Annotated in this window: 19 protein-coding genes; 10 read left to right on the forward strand and 9 right to left on the reverse strand. The window is 64.0% G+C overall.

The window, feature by feature from the left end; translation table 11 throughout:
• Window positions 1-343: 343 nt before the first annotated feature.
• Both D779_RS04135 and D779_RS04140 read left to right on the forward strand, forming a co-directional pair.
• Complete coding sequence (locus D779_RS04135) at window positions 344-1,906, forward strand: AmpG family muropeptide MFS transporter (protein WP_043749915.1); 1,563 nt, start codon at window positions 344-346, stop codon at window positions 1,904-1,906.
• A gap of 465 nt (window positions 1,907-2,371) precedes the next feature.
• A complete protein-coding gene (locus D779_RS04140) occupies window positions 2,372-2,779 on the forward strand; it encodes a sulfur globule family protein (RefSeq protein WP_043750087.1) in 408 nt (135 codons plus the stop codon).
• 142 nt (window positions 2,780-2,921) lie between these two features.
• Here D779_RS04140 and D779_RS04145 read toward each other — a convergent pair whose 3' ends face one another.
• Window positions 2,922-3,485, reverse strand: coding sequence for a hypothetical protein (locus D779_RS04145; RefSeq protein WP_043749916.1), 564 nt, complete (start codon window positions 3,483-3,485; stop codon window positions 2,922-2,924).
• 434 nt (window positions 3,486-3,919) lie between these two features.
• On the opposite strand from D779_RS04145, the gene D779_RS04150 reads away from it, so the two are divergent.
• Window positions 3,920-4,339: an FUN14 domain-containing protein gene (locus tag D779_RS04150; RefSeq protein WP_232424061.1), complete on the forward strand. Its 420-nt coding sequence runs from the start codon at window positions 3,920-3,922 to the stop codon at window positions 4,337-4,339.
• A 22-nt stretch (window positions 4,340-4,361) separates the two neighbouring features.
• Here the strand turns inward: D779_RS04150 and D779_RS04155 are convergent, their stop codons facing one another.
• The 3 genes from D779_RS04155 to cmoA form a co-directional block, all read right to left on the reverse strand.
• Window positions 4,362-4,958, reverse strand: a complete 597-nt coding sequence (locus tag D779_RS04155) for a putative molybdenum carrier protein (protein ID WP_081763317.1) — start codon at window positions 4,956-4,958, stop codon at window positions 4,362-4,364.
• Window positions 4,959-5,043: 85 nt separating this feature from the next.
• Window positions 5,044-6,024 carry a tRNA 5-methoxyuridine(34)/uridine 5-oxyacetic acid(34) synthase CmoB gene (gene cmoB, locus D779_RS04160; RefSeq protein ID WP_052347814.1) on the reverse strand — a complete coding sequence of 327 codons (981 nt, stop codon included), beginning with the start codon at window positions 6,022-6,024 and terminating at the stop codon, window positions 5,044-5,046.
• Window positions 6,015-6,749, reverse strand: coding sequence for a carboxy-S-adenosyl-L-methionine synthase CmoA (cmoA, locus tag D779_RS04165; RefSeq protein ID WP_043749918.1), 735 nt, complete (start codon window positions 6,747-6,749; stop codon window positions 6,015-6,017). Before cmoA ends, cmoB begins: the two co-directional genes overlap by 10 nt.
• Window positions 6,750-7,015: 266 nt before the next feature.
• On the opposite strand from cmoA, the gene D779_RS04170 reads away from it, so the two are divergent.
• From D779_RS04170 to queF, 6 genes are all read left to right on the forward strand, one after another.
• Entirely contained in the window at window positions 7,016-7,210 is a 195-nt protein-coding gene (locus D779_RS04170; RefSeq protein WP_043749920.1) for a type II toxin-antitoxin system VapB family antitoxin, read from the forward strand.
• Window positions 7,207-7,602 (forward strand): type II toxin-antitoxin system VapC family toxin, encoded by a 396-nt coding sequence (gene vapC, locus D779_RS04175; protein ID WP_043749922.1) that lies wholly within the window; start codon window positions 7,207-7,209, stop codon window positions 7,600-7,602. Before D779_RS04170 ends, vapC begins: the two co-directional genes overlap by 4 nt.
• Window positions 7,603-7,887: 285 nt before the next feature.
• Window positions 7,888-10,116 (forward strand): polyphosphate kinase 1, encoded by a 2,229-nt coding sequence (gene ppk1 / locus D779_RS04180; RefSeq protein WP_043750099.1) that lies wholly within the window; start codon window positions 7,888-7,890, stop codon window positions 10,114-10,116.
• A gap of 268 nt (window positions 10,117-10,384) precedes the next feature.
• Window positions 10,385-10,765, forward strand: a complete 381-nt coding sequence (gene crcB / locus D779_RS04185; protein WP_043749923.1) for a fluoride efflux transporter CrcB — start codon at window positions 10,385-10,387, stop codon at window positions 10,763-10,765.
• A gap of 36 nt (window positions 10,766-10,801) precedes the next feature.
• On the forward strand, window positions 10,802-11,128 hold the full coding sequence (locus D779_RS04190) for a DUF190 domain-containing protein (protein ID WP_043749925.1): 327 nt from the start codon (window positions 10,802-10,804) through the stop codon (window positions 11,126-11,128).
• A gap of 180 nt (window positions 11,129-11,308) precedes the next feature.
• Entirely contained in the window at window positions 11,309-11,698 is a 390-nt protein-coding gene (queF, locus tag D779_RS04195) for a preQ(1) synthase (RefSeq protein WP_043749928.1), read from the forward strand.
• An 81-nt stretch (window positions 11,699-11,779) separates the two neighbouring features.
• Here queF and aceK read toward each other — a convergent pair whose 3' ends face one another.
• The 3 genes from aceK to aceA form a co-directional block, all read right to left on the reverse strand.
• Window positions 11,780-13,546 carry a bifunctional isocitrate dehydrogenase kinase/phosphatase gene (aceK, locus tag D779_RS04200; RefSeq protein ID WP_043749930.1) on the reverse strand — a complete coding sequence of 589 codons (1,767 nt, stop codon included), beginning with the start codon at window positions 13,544-13,546 and terminating at the stop codon, window positions 11,780-11,782.
• A 7-nt stretch (window positions 13,547-13,553) separates the two neighbouring features.
• Window positions 13,554-14,036, reverse strand: a complete 483-nt coding sequence (gene rraA / locus D779_RS04205) for a ribonuclease E activity regulator RraA (RefSeq protein ID WP_043749932.1) — start codon at window positions 14,034-14,036, stop codon at window positions 13,554-13,556.
• A gap of 249 nt (window positions 14,037-14,285) precedes the next feature.
• Window positions 14,286-15,590 carry an isocitrate lyase gene (gene aceA / locus D779_RS04210; protein ID WP_043749934.1) on the reverse strand — a complete coding sequence of 435 codons (1,305 nt, stop codon included), beginning with the start codon at window positions 15,588-15,590 and terminating at the stop codon, window positions 14,286-14,288.
• 287 nt (window positions 15,591-15,877) lie between these two features.
• On the opposite strand from aceA, the gene pdxH reads away from it, so the two are divergent.
• Window positions 15,878-16,522 carry a pyridoxamine 5'-phosphate oxidase gene (pdxH, locus tag D779_RS04215; protein WP_043750102.1) on the forward strand — a complete coding sequence of 215 codons (645 nt, stop codon included), beginning with the start codon at window positions 15,878-15,880 and terminating at the stop codon, window positions 16,520-16,522.
• Between the two features lie 67 nt (window positions 16,523-16,589).
• On the opposite strand, the gene D779_RS04220 is transcribed toward pdxH, so the two are convergent.
• Window positions 16,590-17,762 carry a hypothetical protein gene (locus D779_RS04220; RefSeq protein ID WP_043749937.1) on the reverse strand — a complete coding sequence of 391 codons (1,173 nt, stop codon included), beginning with the start codon at window positions 17,760-17,762 and terminating at the stop codon, window positions 16,590-16,592.
• On the reverse strand, window positions 17,759-18,241 hold the full coding sequence (locus tag D779_RS04225) for a DUF4365 domain-containing protein (RefSeq protein ID WP_043749939.1): 483 nt from the start codon (window positions 18,239-18,241) through the stop codon (window positions 17,759-17,761). Before D779_RS04225 ends, D779_RS04220 begins: the two co-directional genes overlap by 4 nt.
• Between the last annotated feature and the right edge of the window lie 17 nt (window positions 18,242-18,258).

Here is an 18,258-nt window from a genome sequence, read left to right on the forward strand (position 1 = left end):
CACGAAGCTGGCTACTCATGACTCCAAGACGCTCAATCAAGCACTTATCTCGCCGTACACGAAAAACGCGAGAAGATATGGGTAAAGCTATGGATGTAGTCCGATCAGCATGGTCATAGCAGCCAACGGGGATTCGCCTCCTCCTCGTCTCCCCGAATTGACGCCATCGTGCGACGCGACGTCCACGATGGCGTTTTCTTGTTGAGCGCTCCCAGACCTCACTGTATTCTCGTGCACTTTCGGTCCGGCACGGTCCGCGACGGATAGCGCTCCACGGCGTTGCGCACCCGACCGCAGCAACTGCTGCTCGACCCCCCAGCGCAGAGTCGACCCCGAGCCCACAATGACGCATACCGAGAGCACCTCTCCGCAAGGCTGGGCCCAGACCGGCAGGGAACTGCTGAATCCGAACGTCGTCACCATGCTGTTTCTCGGCTTCTCGGCCGGAATTCCGCTGCTGCTGATCTTCTCCTCGCTCTCGCTGTGGCTGCGCGAGGCGGGCGTCGAGCGCGACGCGGTCACCTTCTTCAGCTGGGCCGCGCTGGGCTATTCGTTCAAGTTCGTCTGGGCCCCATTGATCGACCGGCTCCCGGTCCCCTTCCTGACCCGCTGGCTGGGTCGGCGCCGCGCATGGATGCTGGTGGCCCAGGTGTCGATCGCCGCCGCCATCATCCTCATGGCAATCACGGATCCGTCCTCGGATCCGAATAGTCTGACCCACATGGCGCTGGCCGCCGTCATGCTCGGCTTCTCCGCCGCGACACAGGACATCGTCATCGACGCCTTCCGCATCGAGTCGGCCCCGCCTCGGCTCCAGGCGCTCATGTCCTCGACCTATATCGCAGGCTATCGCATCGGCATGGTGGTCTCGGGGGCCGGCGCGCTCTATCTGGCGGCCCTGTTCGGCTCGGAGGCGGGCGACTATAGCTACCTGGCCTGGCGCAACACCTATATCGCCATGTCGGCGACCATGCTGGTCGGACTGCTGACGACCCTATTGGTCAAGGAGCCGGTGACCAAGCGCTTGGCCGAGCATGCCTATACCCCCAGCGACCACCTGCGCCTACTCGGGGTCTTCCTGATAACGGCCGCCGCCTTCGCCACCAGCTTCTTCCTCAGCGGCGGCCCGTTCGACGCGCTCAAGGCCGCGCTCGGCGGCGGCTCCCTGATGCACTTCCTGATCGAGATCGTCCATTTCGCCCTGGCGGTCGGCATCGCGGCCTGCACCGTCTGGCTGTCGGTGCGGCTGGGCGCCATCAATCGCACCATGGCCCGCGAGACCTGGGTCGAGCCGGTGCAGGATTTCTTCGAGCGCTACGGACTCAAGACGGCGCTGCTACTGCTCGCCCTCATCGGGCTCTACCGGATCTCGGACATCGTGCTGGGGGTCATCTCCAACGTCTTCTACCAGGATCTGGGGTTCACCAAGCCGCAGATCGCGACCGCGGTCAAGACCTTCGGGGTCTTCGTCAGCATCGCTGGCGGAGTGCTCGGGGGATTGCTGGCGACCCGCCACGGCGTGATGCGCATCCTCATGCTGGGCGCCATCATCGTGGCGGCGACCAACCTGGTCTTCGTGGCACTCGCCCAAGTGGGAGCCAACCTGCCGCTACTCTACGCCGCTGTCAGCGCCGACAACCTGGCCGGCGGGCTCGCCAGCGCGGCCTTCGTCGCCTTTCTCTCGAGCCTGACCAACGTCTCCTTCACGGCCGTTCAGTACGCCATCTTCAGCTCGCTCATGACCTTGCTGCCGAAACTGCTCGGCGGCTACTCGGGCTCGATCGTCGACGGCATCGGCTATCCGGGCTTCTTCATCTTCACCAGCCTGCTCGGGGTACCCATCATCGGATTGGTGTGGCTGGCGGGCAAGCGGCTCGCCATCGCGGAGACCTCGAGCTCGAAATGAGCGGAGCCGAGAAGGCGACGGCGGACACGGACCGAAAGGCATTCTGATCCTGATGATGATTCGTCGCCATCCATTGCGTGCGACGAAGGCCAGCGCCTATACTCGGGCGCACACATCACAATAACAGGCCATTCGCCCGGGATACGGGCGCGATGGGTCGTCAATCATTCCTCCGGCCCATCGGATCCTGCCTCGCTCTCCGTCGAGAATCGTGCACCTATCGGAGCACAGGCTCCGGGGCATGCCGCAGCGGCTCGATGCCATCTCCACATCACCGCAATGGGAAGTCGGAGCACCGATAGGATCCGCTGTCGGATCACATCCGCTGGAGGTTCGGGATCCATGATCCTCGAACGCCGTGGACCTCGACGTCTTTGTCGTCGGGACTCTCGGGGCACTCTCGCCCCAATGGAGACGCCATTTGGAGCGCGTCTCCGCAATGATCGCAACTCACAGGTAATGAGCATGAAGCAATCGATCAAATACGCCGGACTCGCGGCACTCGTCGGTCTGGCCGGCGTCTCCTTCAACGCGAGCGCCTGGTGGGGCGGAAATCCCGGCTACGGCAATGGCAGCGGCCTGTGGGACAACATGGGGGACATGTTCGGTGACGGCACCGGCAACTTCAACATGAACATGAGCGGCGGCGGTACCGGGCGCGGCTACGGGCGCGGACAGGGACGCGGCTACGGCTATGGCTACGGCGCACCCTACGGTTACGGTTATGGCGCACCCTACGGTTATGGGGCCCCCTATGGCTACGGCATGCCTTACGGCGGCGGCTACGGAGCACCTTATGGCGGCTACGGCGCGCCCTATGGCGCTATGCCCCCGCAGATGCAGGCCCCAGCTCAGGCCGCCCCCGCGCAGTAATGGCTCCAGCCCTCGCATTCACGGGGGCTGAAACGGACAGGTGCGCCCGATCGCCGGGCGCACGTCGGATCGAAGAAACGAACGCACACCTCCGTGCATTCGACCCGCAAGCGGCATCCATTTCTACGCCGACATCCCGCAATCAGACCGCGCCCCAGGCCTCGCGCTTGGCGTCGGTCTTGGTCGCCAGAACCTCGTCGAGGGTCTTGACCGGAAAGTTGGGCTTGTAGCTCTTGCCCGCCTCGAAGAGGGTCACGACCTTGTCCTCGCCGGAGAGACCCTTGAGGTCGTGCTTATCGATGTAGTAGGACTCGGAGAGCTCGTTCCAGACCACTCCATCACGATACTGGATCAGCACGTAACGATTGCCCTCGACCTCGATCTGGCAGCTTTCGGCCAGGTTATCGATATAGAAAACCGGAACGCATTCCGGATCCAGATCGCCCTTGAAGCGCGAGATGAACTCGGGCAATTCGTCGACGCTCTCGAAACTGCCGGCGACCATCAGCAGCTTGTCGGCATTGGCGAGCAGAACGGCCTGCTTGATCAGGGCGCGCGGCGGGGTGCGCTTGCCGGCGGCGGCCTTCAGTTCGCCCTCGAGGACAACGAACTCGCCACGAAAGGCCTGCATGCCAGGGTTGGAGGTGGCTCCGAACAGGTTCTTCAGCCAGAAACGTTCTTGTTCTTGGTATGTATCGAGCAGCATCGCGGAAGATTCTCCAGGAAAAGATAAGCACATCATGACGAGCGCCATGCACTGGTACCCGGCCATATGTCCGATAGAGCACCCCGTGTCGTCGCATTTGCTACAAAGGCGCGAACCTTTGACGAGGTGTCTACGCCTCCGATCGTCGACAGAACCGGAATAAGTCATGGACTTGCGACGAAGGAGGCCTTCTCGCGCACTTGCGGCCGCGGAGTCGGCAGGTTTGAGCCACAGGCGCACAGCGCCCATAAGCAATTCGAGTGCCAGCAGCCGGAATCAACGTACCGTGCAAATTCAGGGGCCCGATGAACCCCATGCATCGAGGACCCAAGTTCGGACGATCGCGTTGGAGCGCACTCGGCGGCTCGACCGCCATGACAGGGCATCGAAAACATGGCACCCTGCCGAGGATACGATCAGCCGACCCCGACCCCATGTCCCATTCGAGAGCGTCCACCACCCCTCCTCCCCGCATCCAGGCACTCGTCGTGTCGATGCTGCCCATCACTGCACTGTCCCAGCCCATGGAGCCGCCAGGCGGCGCCGGCGACCTTCTTTCAGAGGCGCTGTTCCTCAAGCTGGGCTTTTCCTTCATGATCGGCCTGGCGGTCGGCTTCGCGCTCAAGGTCGCCTTCAAGATCGCGCTGCTGATGATCGGAGTGGTACTGATCGCGCTCTTCGCGCTCCAGTACCACGGATTCATCATCATCGACTGGGCCGGAATCGAGCCGCACTACGACAGCATCGCCCATGGGATCAGAACCACGGGGGCGGCCTTTCTGGATTTCGCCGCGCACAATCTGAGCAGCGCGGCCTCCTTCTTCGCCGGCCTGGCCATCGGCCTGAAATTCTGAAAGGGATCGCGTCCCGCCCGATTCAGTCAGGCGCCGACGGATCGAGACGCTCGCCCCAGGCCGCGAACAGAGCGCGCAGCACATCGAACGCCTGCGCCTGGATGCCGGCCGCGCCCGATTCGCGCGGACCGGCGCAGTTGAGCGTGCGGATCCGGTTGGTCAGCAGCCAGGCGAGGACCCCCTCCTCGTCCAGCGGGCGCTCCAGATCGCGGACGCACAGCGGCCGGCCGAGCCGACGCGCCAGATCGGCGGTCAATTTCGTCCCGCCGCCGAGCGCGCCGCGACAGAGGATCAGGGTCGCGTCCGAATCGCGCACGTTCCACTGGGTGCGCTCGGCGTAGTCGCGGCTCCGGCTCTCGGTCAGTGGATAGCGATCCGGAATGCAGCCATCCTCGGCCCGACGCCCGCTTGGGCACCAGCCCCCGACCGCCAGACCGAGCGCGAGCGCCGCATCCAAGGCGGCACGATCGACCCCCGTCTGGCCGCCCGACAGGATCCGGATCGGCTCGCCGTCCGAATGATGATGCATGGCGCCGATCAATTCCCGGTCGCGGCGCGCGAAATAGAGATCCTCCTCGGCCTTCTCCTTCAGCTTGAGCTTGTCGACGAAGCTGGTCATGACACCTCCCCCATGGAACTCGTTGATTTCATTTCGAGCAGCCCCGCCCGATCCATCGGAGCTGGCAGCCGAAGGCCGCTTCCCATCAACCGCGTCGCGCGATCAGGATGGCCCGGATCGGCGCCGGCAGTCCCTCGACGGTCAGACTGGGATCCTCGGGATCCAGGTAATCGGGAAGCGACTGGAATCGCATCCAGTCGGTCGAGCGCTGCTCCTCCCGGGTGGTCCGGCTGACGTCGACCGCCCGTACCTCGGTGAAACCGCAGCGGCCGAGCCAGACCTTCAAGGCATCGACGGTCGGAATGAACCAGACGTTGCGCATGCTGGCGTAGCGTCCGGGCGGCACCAGCACGGAATCACCCTCCCCTTCCAACACGAGCGTTTCGAGGACCAGTTCGCCGCCGGGTCGCAGCAGACGGCCCAGTTCGAGCAGATGGTCCATCGGCGAGCGGCGATGGTAGAAGACCCCCATCGAAAAGACGGTGTCGAATCCCGTGATGCCGGCGGGGAGATGCTCGATCCCCAATGGCAGCACCGACAGCCGATCGTCCCCGAGATAGCGGTTGATGGCCTGGAACTGGACGACGTAGAGCAGCGTGGGATCGATGCCCATCACCAGACCCGCGCCGGCCCCGAGCATGCGCCAGGCGTGATAGCCATTGCCGCAGCCGACATCCAGCACCAGCCGTCCGTCCAGCGGGCTCAGCGCGTCGGCCAGACGGTCCCACTTCCAGTCCGAGCGCCACTCGGTATCCAGATGCAGCCCCTGCAGACGATAGGGTCCCTTGCGCCAGGGATGAAGACGCATCAGCGTCTCGCGCAGACGCGCCTCGGTCTCCGCCGACAAGGGATCCGGCCCCTGCAGACCCACGCAGGAATCGGTCAGAACGACGGCCGCGCCCGGCAGATCGGGCAGCTCGGCCAAGGCCGTCTCCCAGGCGGGCAGATCGCCGTGCGCTCCGGGACCGAGCCGCTCCAGGACGGCCTCCTCGAGACCGGATCGCCAAGGGGCCAGAGCCGTCCGCTCCAGCTGTTCGAGAAAGGGATGGAAGGGCGTCAGATCCATGCGACCCAGGCCACGAAGTTGAGACTCTGGAACCAGCGGCCGACACCGGCGAAACCCGCCGCGCCCAGTCGTGCCTCGTGCGTCTCGACGCTGTCCGGCACCAGGACGCGCTCCAGGGCCGTCCGCTTGCCGCTGATGGCCATCTCGCTGTAGCCGTTGGCCCGTTTGAAGTCCTCGTGCAGCTGGATCATGAAGCGCCCGCCGCGATCCTCCGGGATCAGCACCTTCTCGGCCAGCATCAGCACCCCGCCCGGCACCAGCCCCTCGCGGATCCGGGTCAGCAGATCGAGCCGCGACTCGGGCGGAATGAACTGGAGGGTCAGATTCAGAACCACGAAGGAGGCGTTCTCGATCGCCACGTCCCGAACGTCGGCACAGAGCGGCTCGACCCGCTCGGCATGGGGCACGTCCGCGAGCCGAGCCTGCAGCCCCTCGATCATGGCCGGGGCGTTGTCGACCGCGATCAGGCGGACATCCGCCTCCACCTGACGCAGAATGGAGCGGGTCACGGCGCCGAGCGAACAGCCCAGGTCGTAGCAGTGGGTTCCCGGACGGGCCGCCCGGCGGGCGATGAGTCCGGACATCCCGACCAGCTCGGCATAGCCGGGCACCGAGCGCCGCACCATGTCGGGAAAGACCCGGGCGACGTCGGCGTCGAACTCGAAGGGGCGGACCGGCCCCGAGGGGCGGTCGAACAAATCATCGATAAGGGTGCTGTCATTCATCGAAGCTGCGCGAGAAACCATGCTATTCAGGGCGGTGCAAAGACCGACGGCCCTACCACCCAGCGACTCGAGCCGAGGGGAATATCGGCAAATATCCTACCCATAGATTAGGTTATAATGCACTGGCTGAGGGCCGTGCATTCCGTCCGGCAATGTCCGCGTGCGCTTGCCATCGCTTCCTCGAACGAATTCATCATGCACTCGAGAAACCGCATGCTAGCGGAAACGCCATCGTAACCATTATTCAGTTCACGGAGGAGACGCCCATGCAAGCGCACATCGTCGTCGACGATCAATTGATGAACGAGGCTCTGCGCGTGACCGGCCTGAATGGCACCGAGGAGGTCATCGAAGTGGCCTTGCGGGAGCTGATCGAGCACCGCCGCAAGGATCCGCTTGCCCTGGCCTTTGGACAAATGCCCTGGGATGGCGATCTCGATGCGATGAGAACGGACCGATGATGGTGGTCGATTCGTCCGTCTGGATCGACTATTTCAACGGCCAGCCGACGCCTCAAACGCGATATCTGCGCGACCGGGCCGAGCGCAGCCAGATCGTCGTCGGCGACCTGATCCTATGCGAGGTTCTGCAAGGTTTCCGGCGGGATCGGGATGTGCGGACCGCACGCGAATTGCTGCTCGGCTTCCAGTACCGCGAGCTGGTCGGCCAACAGGTCGCCCTGGAAGCGGCCGGCCATTATCGAACCCTGAGGACCAAAGGCGTGACGGCCCGAAAGACCATCGACATGTTGATTGCCACCTTCTGTCTGCGCAACAATTTCGCGTTGCTGCACGCGGATCGCGACTTCGATCCAATCGAAGCTCACTTGGGTTTGCAGGTTATCCGGACGTGAGAACGAGTCGATCGATCGTGGCCTGAATCCATATGGCCGCTGCATCTCGACCGCTCTCCGGAATCGCCAACCCGGATCGCCCCTGAGCGCCTTGCTTTTCATACTTCCGGGCACAGGCCTGCCACGCCTCTGCGCTCCGGCCCGCCGGAACCTGACGCCCATCACACAGACACGAGTTGCCGTACCTAATCCCAGCAACCGGTGCAAGAGATATCGTGCATTGCACCGGTCTAAAATGTGGGATATCCAGGACACGACCGCACCACCGAGGACCCGGGACACGACATGAGCCTAACCGATCACCAAGAAGCGACCGAGGCCGCGGGCCCGATCGACTCCACATCCGCCGCCCCCAGCCTTCCGGACGACATCGACCTGGACGACCCCATCCTCTATCTGAGCCGGGAACTGACCTGGCTGGCATTCAACCGGCGCGTGCTGCACGAGGCGGAAGATCCGCGCAACCGCCTGCTGGAGCGGGTCAAGTTCCTGGCGATCGTGAGCAGCAATCTCGACGAATTCTTCATGAAGCGCATCGGCGGGCTCAAGCAGCAGATCGCCGCCGGCGTCCACACGATCAGCCTCGACGGCCGCACCCCGAGCCAACAGCTCCAGGAGTGCCAGACCGCGGTCCGCGCCTTCCAGTCGGAGCAGCGGCGGATCCATGTCGAGCTGATGCGCGAACTCGACGAACACGATATCCGGGTCTCGCTCTACAAGGATCTGGACGAGGATGACCGCGAACGGCTGCGCGAGCATTTCCGCGCCAACATCTTTCCCATGCTGACGCCCCTGGCGATGGACCCGGCGCATCCCTTCCCCTTCATCTCCAACCTGACGCTGAACCTGCTCGTGACCCTCAAATATCCGGGGGGCAACGAGATCTACATGGCGCGCGTCAAGGTGCCGGTTAACAAGGACGTCTCCAAGCGACTCATCCCGGTCGACGGCACCCACACCTACGTCACCCTGGAAGACCTGATCGTCAACAACCTCGACATGCTCTTCCCGGGCATGGAATTCGTCTCCTGCGCCCTCTTCCGCATCACCCGCAACGCCATCGTGGAGCCGGACGTGGAGGCGGCCAACGACCTGCTCGAGATGATCGAGAGCGAGCTGCGCGAGCGCCATTTCGCCCCCATCGTGCGACTGGAGGTGCAGCCCGGCATGGAGCCGACGCATCGGGGCATGCTGGCCGCCGAGCTGGGACTGAACGAGGAGGAGGACGTCATCGAGGTCGAGGGCATGATGGCCCTGCGCGACCTCTTCGAGATCGCCGCCATCGACCTGCCCGAACTGCACGACAAGCCGCACCGTCCGGTCGACCATCCGCTGCTCGCCAACGACCGCCGCAACATCTTCCACATCATCCGCGAGAACGGGCCCATCCTGCTGCAGCATCCCTACCAGCCTTTCAGCACCTCGGTCGAACGCTTCCTGCGCACCGCCGCCGACGACCCCAAGGTCCTGGCGATCAAGATGACGCTCTACCGCACCTCGGCCGGCGCCATCCTCGACTCCCTGATCAAGGCCGCGCGCAACGGCAAGCAGGTCGCGGTGCTGGTCGAGCTCAAGGCGCGCTTCGACGAGGCCGCCAACATCCAGTGGGCGCGGCGCCTGGAGGCCGAGGGCATCCACGTCAACTATGGCGTCATGGGGCTCAAGACGCACAGCAAGCTGATCTTCGTGGTCCGCCGCGACTACTCCCAGCTGCGCCGCTACTACCACATCGGCACCGGCAACTATCATCCCGGAACCGCCAAGCTCTATACCGACCTCGGCATGCTCGGCTGCGACGAGGAGATGGGTCAGGACCTCACCGAGCTCTTCAACTATCTGACCGGCTACTCCCCGCCGCCGAGCTACCGCAAAATCCTGGCCGCCCCCTACAACCTCAAGCGCGCCATCGTCGACAAGATCAACCGCGAGATCGAGCACCACAAGCGCGACGGCAACGGCCTGATTCAGATGAAGATGAACGCGCTGGAGGATCCCGAGATCACCCGCGCGCTCTACAAGGCGAGCCGCGCCGGGGTCCAGGTCGACCTCATCATCCGCGACACCTGCCGTTTCCGCCCGGGCCTGCCCGGCATCAGCGAGAAGGCGCGCGTGGTCAGCATCGTCGGACGCTTCCTGGAGCACGCGCGCATCATGTATTTCCGCAACGGCGGCGAGGAGGAGTACTACATCGGCTCGGCCGACATGATGCGACGCAACCTGGACAGCCGGGTCGAGGTGCACGCGCCGGTCGAGAATCCGGAACTGCGCCAGGAGCTGCGGCTCATCCTCGACGTCCAGTTCGCCGACACCCGATCGGCCTGGGACATGGACGCCAACGGCGACTACACCCAGCGCACCCCGGAGGACGAGAGCAAGCGAGGGGCGCAGGAGACGCTGATCGGGGTGGCCGAGAAGCGTCTCGCCGCGGCGGCCAAGCACAAGGAGAAGAAGATCCGATCCCGTCTGCTCAGCCACTTCCAATGGCGTCTGCGCGACAAGAATCTGGGTTCCTGACGCCAGAGAGCCGGATCGCCGAGAGCGCGAAGGATCGCGATGCCCATGGCCATCGGTGGACCATGATCGGCTGTCACGCCCAGGTTTTTCCGTTCATAACCTTATGAGATACTAAGGGGCGAATAGAGCGGCCTGATCGATTCAGCGAGGATCGTTGGGCGTGACGATGGCCGAGCCCGTCGGTCTGGTGCGGTCCAGCAGGACTTCAAGCGTCCTCCTCGAGTCGTCCACAGGGTCTATCCGACCCAGATCCCGAGGATATCCCGAGTTGCTTGCCATTCTGTCGATCTTTTCAGGCGCCGGACTGGGTGCATTGCTGCGCTGGTATCTGGGCACGCGCCTCAACCCCGTCTTTCCGACACTGCCGGTCGGCACCCTGGCGGCCAACCTTCTGGGCGGCTTTCTGATCGGTGCCGCCATCGCCTGGTTCGGGCGCCACCCCGGTCTTCCGCCCGAGCTGCGTCTGATGATCGTCACCGGGTTCCTGGGCGGACTCACCACTTTTTCGACCTTCTCGGCCGAGGTTGTCAACCTGCTGATGCGGGGCGAATATGCGTGGGGATTCGGCGCCATCGCCGCCCATCTGACCGGATCGCTGGCCATGACCGCGATGGGCGTGGGTCTGGCTCATATCCTGATGCGAACCTGACCGCCGCCTGTCGTCATGATCGAGAGGGCTACAACCATGCCGGGCTGTTTTCTCAAGTTCTACGTGGCCGAGAACCGCCGTCACCAGCACAGGCTGGCCTACGAATGGCTGCTGGAGGAGGCGCAGAAGCTCGGCCTGCACGGAGGATCCGCCTTCCGCGCGCTGGCCGGATTCGGCCGCCACGGACGCCTGCACGAGGAGCATTTCTTCGAGCTGGCCGGCGACCTGCCGGTCGAAGTTGGCTTCGTGCTCAGCGAGGAGGAAGCCGACCGCTTCGTCGCCCACGTGGGCCAGTCGGGGCTGAACCTCTTCTATCTGCGGGTACCGGTCGAGTACGGCTTCACGAACCCGGACCGTGCTTGATCGTTCAACGCAAAGGCGCAAAGAAGACCGAGGACGAGAAGGGCTTCGGTGCCACTCCAAACGGGCGCTCGCGCTCTAGAGACAGGTGCCGAGCCAAAATCGATTTCCTTTGCGCGCTTCGCGCTGTTGCGGTTCGAAACTGCAACGAACCCCTTTTCACCACACCAGGGAGACATCCCCATGCCTAGCGTCCCGAGCAAGTCGCTCGAGATCTTCCCCAATCCGCAACCGGAACGCGACTACACTATCCGCATCCGGGTACCCGAGTTCACCTGTCTGTGCCCCAAGACCGGACAGCCGGACTTCGCCGAGCTGACCCTGGAATATGTCCCCGACCGGCAGTGCGTCGAACTCAAGTCGCTCAAGACCTATGTCTGGTCCTACCGCGACGAGGGCGCCTTCCACGAGGCGGTGACCAACCGCATCCTGGACGATCTGGTCGAGGCCACCCGGCCGCGCTTCATGCGCCTGACGGCCGACTTCAACGTGCGCGGCGGCATCTATACCACGGTGGTCGCCGAGCACCGTGCCGCCGACTGGCAGCCGCCGGCACCCGTCTCGCTACCCTGATCGGCTCGCGATCGCCCGCGTCCGAGGCGGATTCGGAGCAAACACCGAATCCGGATATCGGCGGCGATCGCCGGAAGCGCCTCAGGCATCTCCAGCCGAATCCGGCGAACGCGGGCAATCCTCGCGCCCGGCACCGAAGCGGCGCTCCGACGGATAGGGGAAGACGTCCTCCAGATGCCCGGCGCGGATGTTCTCCTGGCGCTCGCGCCACCAGGCCGGATCCAGCAATTCGCCGTGCAGCTCGCGGAAGACCTTGCGGATGCGCGGGTCGGTGAGCAGGAAGGTCTCGAACTCCTCCGGGAAAACGTCGTTCGGCCCGGCGGTGTACCAGGGCTCCTCGCTCATCTCCATCTCGGGATAGGGCGCCTCCGGGATGTCGCGGAAGTTGCACTCGGTCAGATAGCAGAGTTCGTCGTAGTCGTAGAAGACCACCCGCCCCCTTCGCGTCACCCCGAAGTTCTTGAACAGGAAGTCCCCCGGAAAAATGTTGGCGGCGGCGAGCTGGCGGATGGCGTCGCCGTACTCGCGGATGGCGTGGCGGATATCCTCCTCGTCGGCGCTGTGCAGATAGAGATTGAGCGGCGACATGCGCCGCTCGATGTAGAGATGCTTGATGATGAGCTGATCCCCGACCAGCTCGATGCTGTCGGCACATTCGCTCTCCAGGAGCTCGCGCAGGGCGGGCGAGAATCGCTCCAGCGGAAAGGCGACGTGCGAGTACTCCCAGGAGTCGGCCATGCGCCCGACGCGGTCGTGCATCTTCACCAGCTGATACTTCTCCTTCACGCCCTCGGGGGTCATGTCCTTGGGCGGCGGGAAGCGGTCCTTGATCACCTTGAAGACGAACGGAAAGGACGGCAGCGTGAAGACGCACATCACCATGCCGCGGATACCGGGTGCGACCACGAAATCGTCGGACGAATAGCGCAGATGCTTGAGGAAGTCGCGATAGAACTCGGCCTTGCCGAACTTCTGCAGACCGATGGCGGTATAGAGTTCGGCCTTGCCCTTGCGCGGCATCAGCGGACGCAGGAAATCGACGACGGCCGCGGGGACCTCGGTGTCGACCATGAAATAGGCGCGCGAGAAACTGAAGACGTCCGAGATCTCGTCCGAGCCGCTGAGCAGACTGTCGACATAGAGCCCATTCTCCTCGTCGTTGAGGACGGGGATGACGAAGGGGATCTGGTCGGCCCCGTTGATCGCCTTGCCGATGATGTAGGCGCCTTTGTTGCGATAGAAGGGCGAGCAGAGCACGGCGAGCTGAAAATTCTGCTGAATGGCACGATTGGCCGGAAAACGCGCGCGGATGGCGAGCAGCAGACAGCGGATGTCGCGTCTGAGATCGCGGAAGGGCCGCTCGAAACCCATGTCGCGCAGGATGCGCCGGACCACCTGGGGGAAGCCGTCCCGGGCCGGATAGTAGGGCCGGAAGATGGGCACCTGGGCCTCCAGATGCTCGGTCGAGATCAGAGGCCAGACGAAGATGTAGCTGTTGTTGTAGTAGTGCCGGTCGAACAGACGGCAGAAGACCGAGTTGTAGAAGGTCTCGGCCAGCTCGGGCTGATTGAGCTGGGGCAGCAGGCGCAGATACTCGACCTTGATGCGCCGCCACAGAATGTCGCCCGGATCGCGCAGATGGAACTCGCGTTTCAACAGGGCGACCGTCTCGCCGACCCGCCGGTCGTAGAAGCCGATCCGCTCGCGCGCGGCGACCTGGGCCGCTGGCCAGTCGGCGCTCTCGAAACGCGCCTGGGCACCGCCCGTGACCTCGCGGAACAGCCGATAGTGTCGCTCGAACCCCTCGAGAATCGCCTCGGCGATGAGCTTGGCTTCGGTCCAGGCCATGGGGATATCAGTCGAGCAACGGTCGATCCGAGACGAGGACGCCGTCCTCATCGCAATAGACATGATCGCCCGGATCGAATCGCACCCCGGCGAAGGTCACCGGAAGGTCCCGCTGCCCCTCACCACGACGCTGACTCTTGCGCGGAATGGCGGCGAGCGCCTTGACGCCGAGCGGCATGCGGGCGATCTCGTCGCTGTCGCGCACGCAGCCGAACATGAGAACCCCGGCCCAGCCCTGCTCCACGGCGCTGGCGGCAATCAAATCGCCCAGCATGGCGCAGCGCAGGGATCCGCCGGCATCCACGACCAGGACCCGGCCCGCGCCGGGCTCGGCCAGGGTCGACTTGACGAAGGAGTTGTCCTCGAAACATTTGACCGTGACGATCGGGCCGCAGAAGCGGACCCGGCCGCCGAAGTCGCGGAAGATAGGCTCGCAGACACGGAGCGAGTCGCCGTGGCTGTCGTAGAGATCGGCCGTCTTGAAATCCATCGCACCCTCTCTGTCACTGATTCCGTTTCCGGGTCCGGTAGGGCGCAACAGGCCGCCTTCCATTGACGGCGGCATCACTCGGCCGCCGGTAACGCGCTTCATGATCTGCGCCGCCCGAACGTTCGAGGCGACCGTATTGCGCCGGATGCTCGCGGTGAGCTCAAACAAGACCTCACCGCCTTTCCCATACGGCGCAATACGCTGTCGCTATTGCGCCCTACATTGGTCAGAGTCCGTTCCCGTCAGGCATCAGAACTGCTCCTCCTCGGTCGAGCCGGTCAGCGCGGTCACCGAGGAGGCGCCGCCCTGGATCACGGTGGTGACGTCGTCGAAGTAGCCGGCGCCCACCTCCTGCTGGTGCGAGACGAAGGTGTAGCCCTTGTCGCGCGCGGCGAACTCCGGCTGCTGGACCTTCTCGACATAGTGGCGCATGCCCTCGCCGCGGGCGTAGTCGTAGGCGAGGTCGAACATGTTGAACCACATGTTATGGATGCCGGCCAGGGTGATGAACTGGTACTTGTAGCCCATGTCGGCCAGCTCGTCCTGGAAACGGGCGATGGTCGCGTCGTCCAGGTTCTTCTTCCAGTTGAAGGAGGGCGAGCAGTTGTAGGCCAGCAGCTTGTTGGGGTTCTTCTCGAGCACCGCCTGGGCGAACTCGCGGGCGAACCCGAGATCCGGGGTGCCGGTCTCGCACCAGACCAGGTCGGCATAGGGCGCGTAGGCCAGTCCGCGGCTGATCGCCTGCTCCAGGCCGTTCTTGACCCGATAGAAGCCCTCGTCGGATCGGGCGCCGGTCACGAACGGACGATCGTTGTCGTCGACGTCGCTGGTCAGCAGGGTCGCCGCCTCGGCGTCGGTGCGGGCCAGCAGCAGGGTCGGCACGCCCATGACGTCGGACGCCAGACGCGCGGAGATCAGCTTCTGCACCGCCTCGCGGGTCGGCACCAGCACCTTGCCGCCCATGTGCCCGCACTTCTTGACCGCGGCCAGCTGGTCCTCGAAGTGAACGCCCGCCGCGCCGGCGGCGATCATGTTCTTCATCAGCTCGAAGGCGTTGAGCACGCCGCCGAAACCGGCCTCGGCGTCCGCCACGATCGGCAGGAAATAGTCGACGAAGCCTTCGTCGCCGGGCTCGATGCCCTTGGCCCACTGGATCTCGTCGGCACGCTTGAAGCTGTTGTTGATGCGGCGCACCATGGTGGGCACCGAGTCGTAGGCGTAGAGCGACTGGTCCGGATACATGGTCTCCGAGGTGTTACCATCGGCGGCGACCTGCCAGCCCGACAGATAGATGGCCTCGATGCCGGCCTTGGCCTGCTGCATCGCCTGGCCCCCGGTGATGGCACCCATGCAGTTCACGTAGCCCTTCTTGGCCTCGCCGCGAACCAGCTTCCAGAGCTTTTCGGCACCATGCCTGGCATAGGTGTGCTCCGGCTGGATGGATCCGCGCAGACGTACCACGTCCGCGGCCGAATAGCCGCGGGACACATCGGTCCAACGAGGATTTTCTGCCCAGTCCTGCTCGAGAGCCTTGATCTGATCTTGGCGGGTCATTGGAATGCTCCTTGGATGCTTGTTGTCGGACCGCTCGATGCCCGTTCTTCCAGATCTCCTAATGGATGGAGTCTCAGTGGTTTATCCGGAAGCAAAGCGGCTTATGCTTGACCGTCTAAGTAGGTCTTGATCTAAAAACCTACCGGGACGGTTAGCATTTGGAAAGCCAATTATCCTAATTTTTTTTATTGCTATTGATAATTTTCAATGAAGGCTTACAACCCAAATGGTCTTTCGGATCGTCGGCGCGGAATACGCTCATGGACCCAGCGCTCGAGGGAGTCTGCATGAACGCCAACCCTGAAACCTTGAGACAGGAGCTCATGGGCCACGGGCTGTCCAGATCCGAGCTCGACCCGAACCCCTTCCTCCAGTTCCAGGGCTGGTACGAGCTGGCCATCGGCACCGACCTGCCCGAGCCGAACGCACTGACCCTCTGCACGGTCGACGCCAGCGGCCAGCCCTCGGCGCGCACCGTCCTGCTCAAGCTCTACGACGAGCGCGGATTCGTCTTCTTCACCAACTACGAGAGCCGCAAGTCGCAGGAGATCCAGGGAAATCCCAAGGTCGCCATGCTCTTCCCCTGGGTCGCCCTGGCCCGCCAGGTCCAGATCAGCGGCCGCGCGGAGCGCATCTCGACCGCCGAATCGCTGGCCTATTTCTCCACCCGGGCACGGGGCAGCCAGATCGGCGCCTGGTCCTCGCCGCAGAGCCGGGTGATCGGTTCGCGCTCGCTGCTGGAGGCCAAGGTGGCCGAGATGGCCCGCAAGTTCGCCAAGGGCGAGATCCCGCTACCGGATTTCTGGGGCGGCTATCGGGTGGTTCCGGAGTCGATCGAATTCTGGCAGGGACGCGACAGCCGTCTGCACGACCGTTTCGTCTATCGCAGGAACGCGGATGGAGGTTGGCGCATCGACCGACTGGCGCCCTGAGCCGACCGATCTCCGCTCATCGAACCAGCCAAGCCGCAGACATATCGGCCCGGGCCGATGAGCGCCATCATCCACCGCCCATCATGCCGAGAGAATCTTCCGCCTCATCGCCATCCTGGTCCTCCAAGACCTGAAGCGCGCGTGGATTGCGGATCTCCCAGCGCTGCCCCGTCGGGAACAGATCGCCCCGCAACGAGATGGCAGACTTGCCCTGGAAGGCATGGATGACCTGTGAATAGAGCGTTTCCTCGAAACGCACCCGGACCCTGCGTGGCTTCTCCTCGATCAGCACACGCAGGGTCGCATTGCCGTCGAACTGGTCGACAGGACGGTCGAGCGCGACCACGAACCCGGTCACCCGGGTATCCATCATCGGCTCGGAGCGACGAAAGATCGCCGCCGCTTCACGCAGCACCTCGCCCACCTCGGGCGTGAAATGGAAGGTCTGACGGGGTCGTCCGGAGGGCCGGGTACGCGCCCAGGTCAGACCGATATCCACACCGCGCGCCGTTTCGGCCAGGCGCGCGATCGCGTCGCACAGATTCGCGCTCACACCCTGAGATACGGCTGCATCGAAGGGGCCGAATGCGTTGTCGGCGAGCGCGCGATCCGCCGCGCGCTTGACGGCTCCCAGGGCCTCGGCCAAGCGCAGCGTCACCGTGCGCGCGAAGGGCTCCTCTCCGAGATCCAGCTGTTGCTGAGGTCCGAGACGCGGCTGCACGGGCGAATAGACGGTCAAAACATAGCTCCCACGCTCGCTCGGCCCCAGCCGGACCGTCTTGAGGTAGTCGGTAGCCTCGGTGACCTTGCGAAGATGGTAATTGCGTCGCGGATCGACAACCGAGCAGGCCGCCGACAACATCAGGTTTTCGGCCTCGCGGTAGAGCACCACGCCTTCCTCGATGGCGATCGCCCCGCTTGCATCGGCGCCAGGCGCACGCAGTCTCACCACGTCGAGACCCGACATGGTGAGGTCGCGATAGACGTCCAATGCCGAGCGTTCCTCCCGCTCGGCGAGGATCTGAATGGCCTCACCTATACGCGAGGCATAATCGCCCAGGTCATCTCGGGCAGGAACCAGAATCTCCACGCCATCCGTCATGGCCGGATCGGGCACGTAGACCAGCGCCTTGTCGCCGATGCGCCCGGCCAGGTGCCAACCTTGAGCATCCAGATAGGATTTGAGGTCACCCCATGGGAGTTGCCGCAAGGCGGATTGATCCGTCAGTTCGAGTTTCATAGACAGCCCTTCGCGTCGATCCAGCTCATCATCGTCCGCAACATCTCGGGCGTGAATCGCTGTGCACGGGGAATATGGACGGTGACACGGGCCGAATTCTCCCGCTCGGATGCCCCGGCGAGTGAATGCCAATATCCGCAGTGACGAAGGATCAGCGCATCCTCGCCATGCGTCAGCCAGTCCTCCTCGCGCTGCGGAAGCACGACCAGGATCAGCAGGCGAGGAACGATCACATCCATGCGCAAATCGTCATAGTTCTTGAGCGACAGCGGAAAGGTCACGACCTCGTCTCCGACCACGTCGCGCGCCGTGGCCTTGGCCTGGAACTCGAGTCGGGGGCGACGTCCGCGATGAGCGATCAGCATCCCATCGACACTGTCGATGTCGACCTTCGGCTCGACCACATCGAAGCCGGCACAGGCCGCAACCGCATTGATGTAAGCCAGTGAGAATCGAGCCTTGCGGTCGTTCGCGTGCATCAGTGGATCTGCTCCTC

The organism is Imhoffiella purpurea (assembly GCF_000585215.1).
Classification (GTDB): Bacteria; Pseudomonadota; Gammaproteobacteria; order Chromatiales; family Chromatiaceae; genus Imhoffiella; species Imhoffiella purpurea.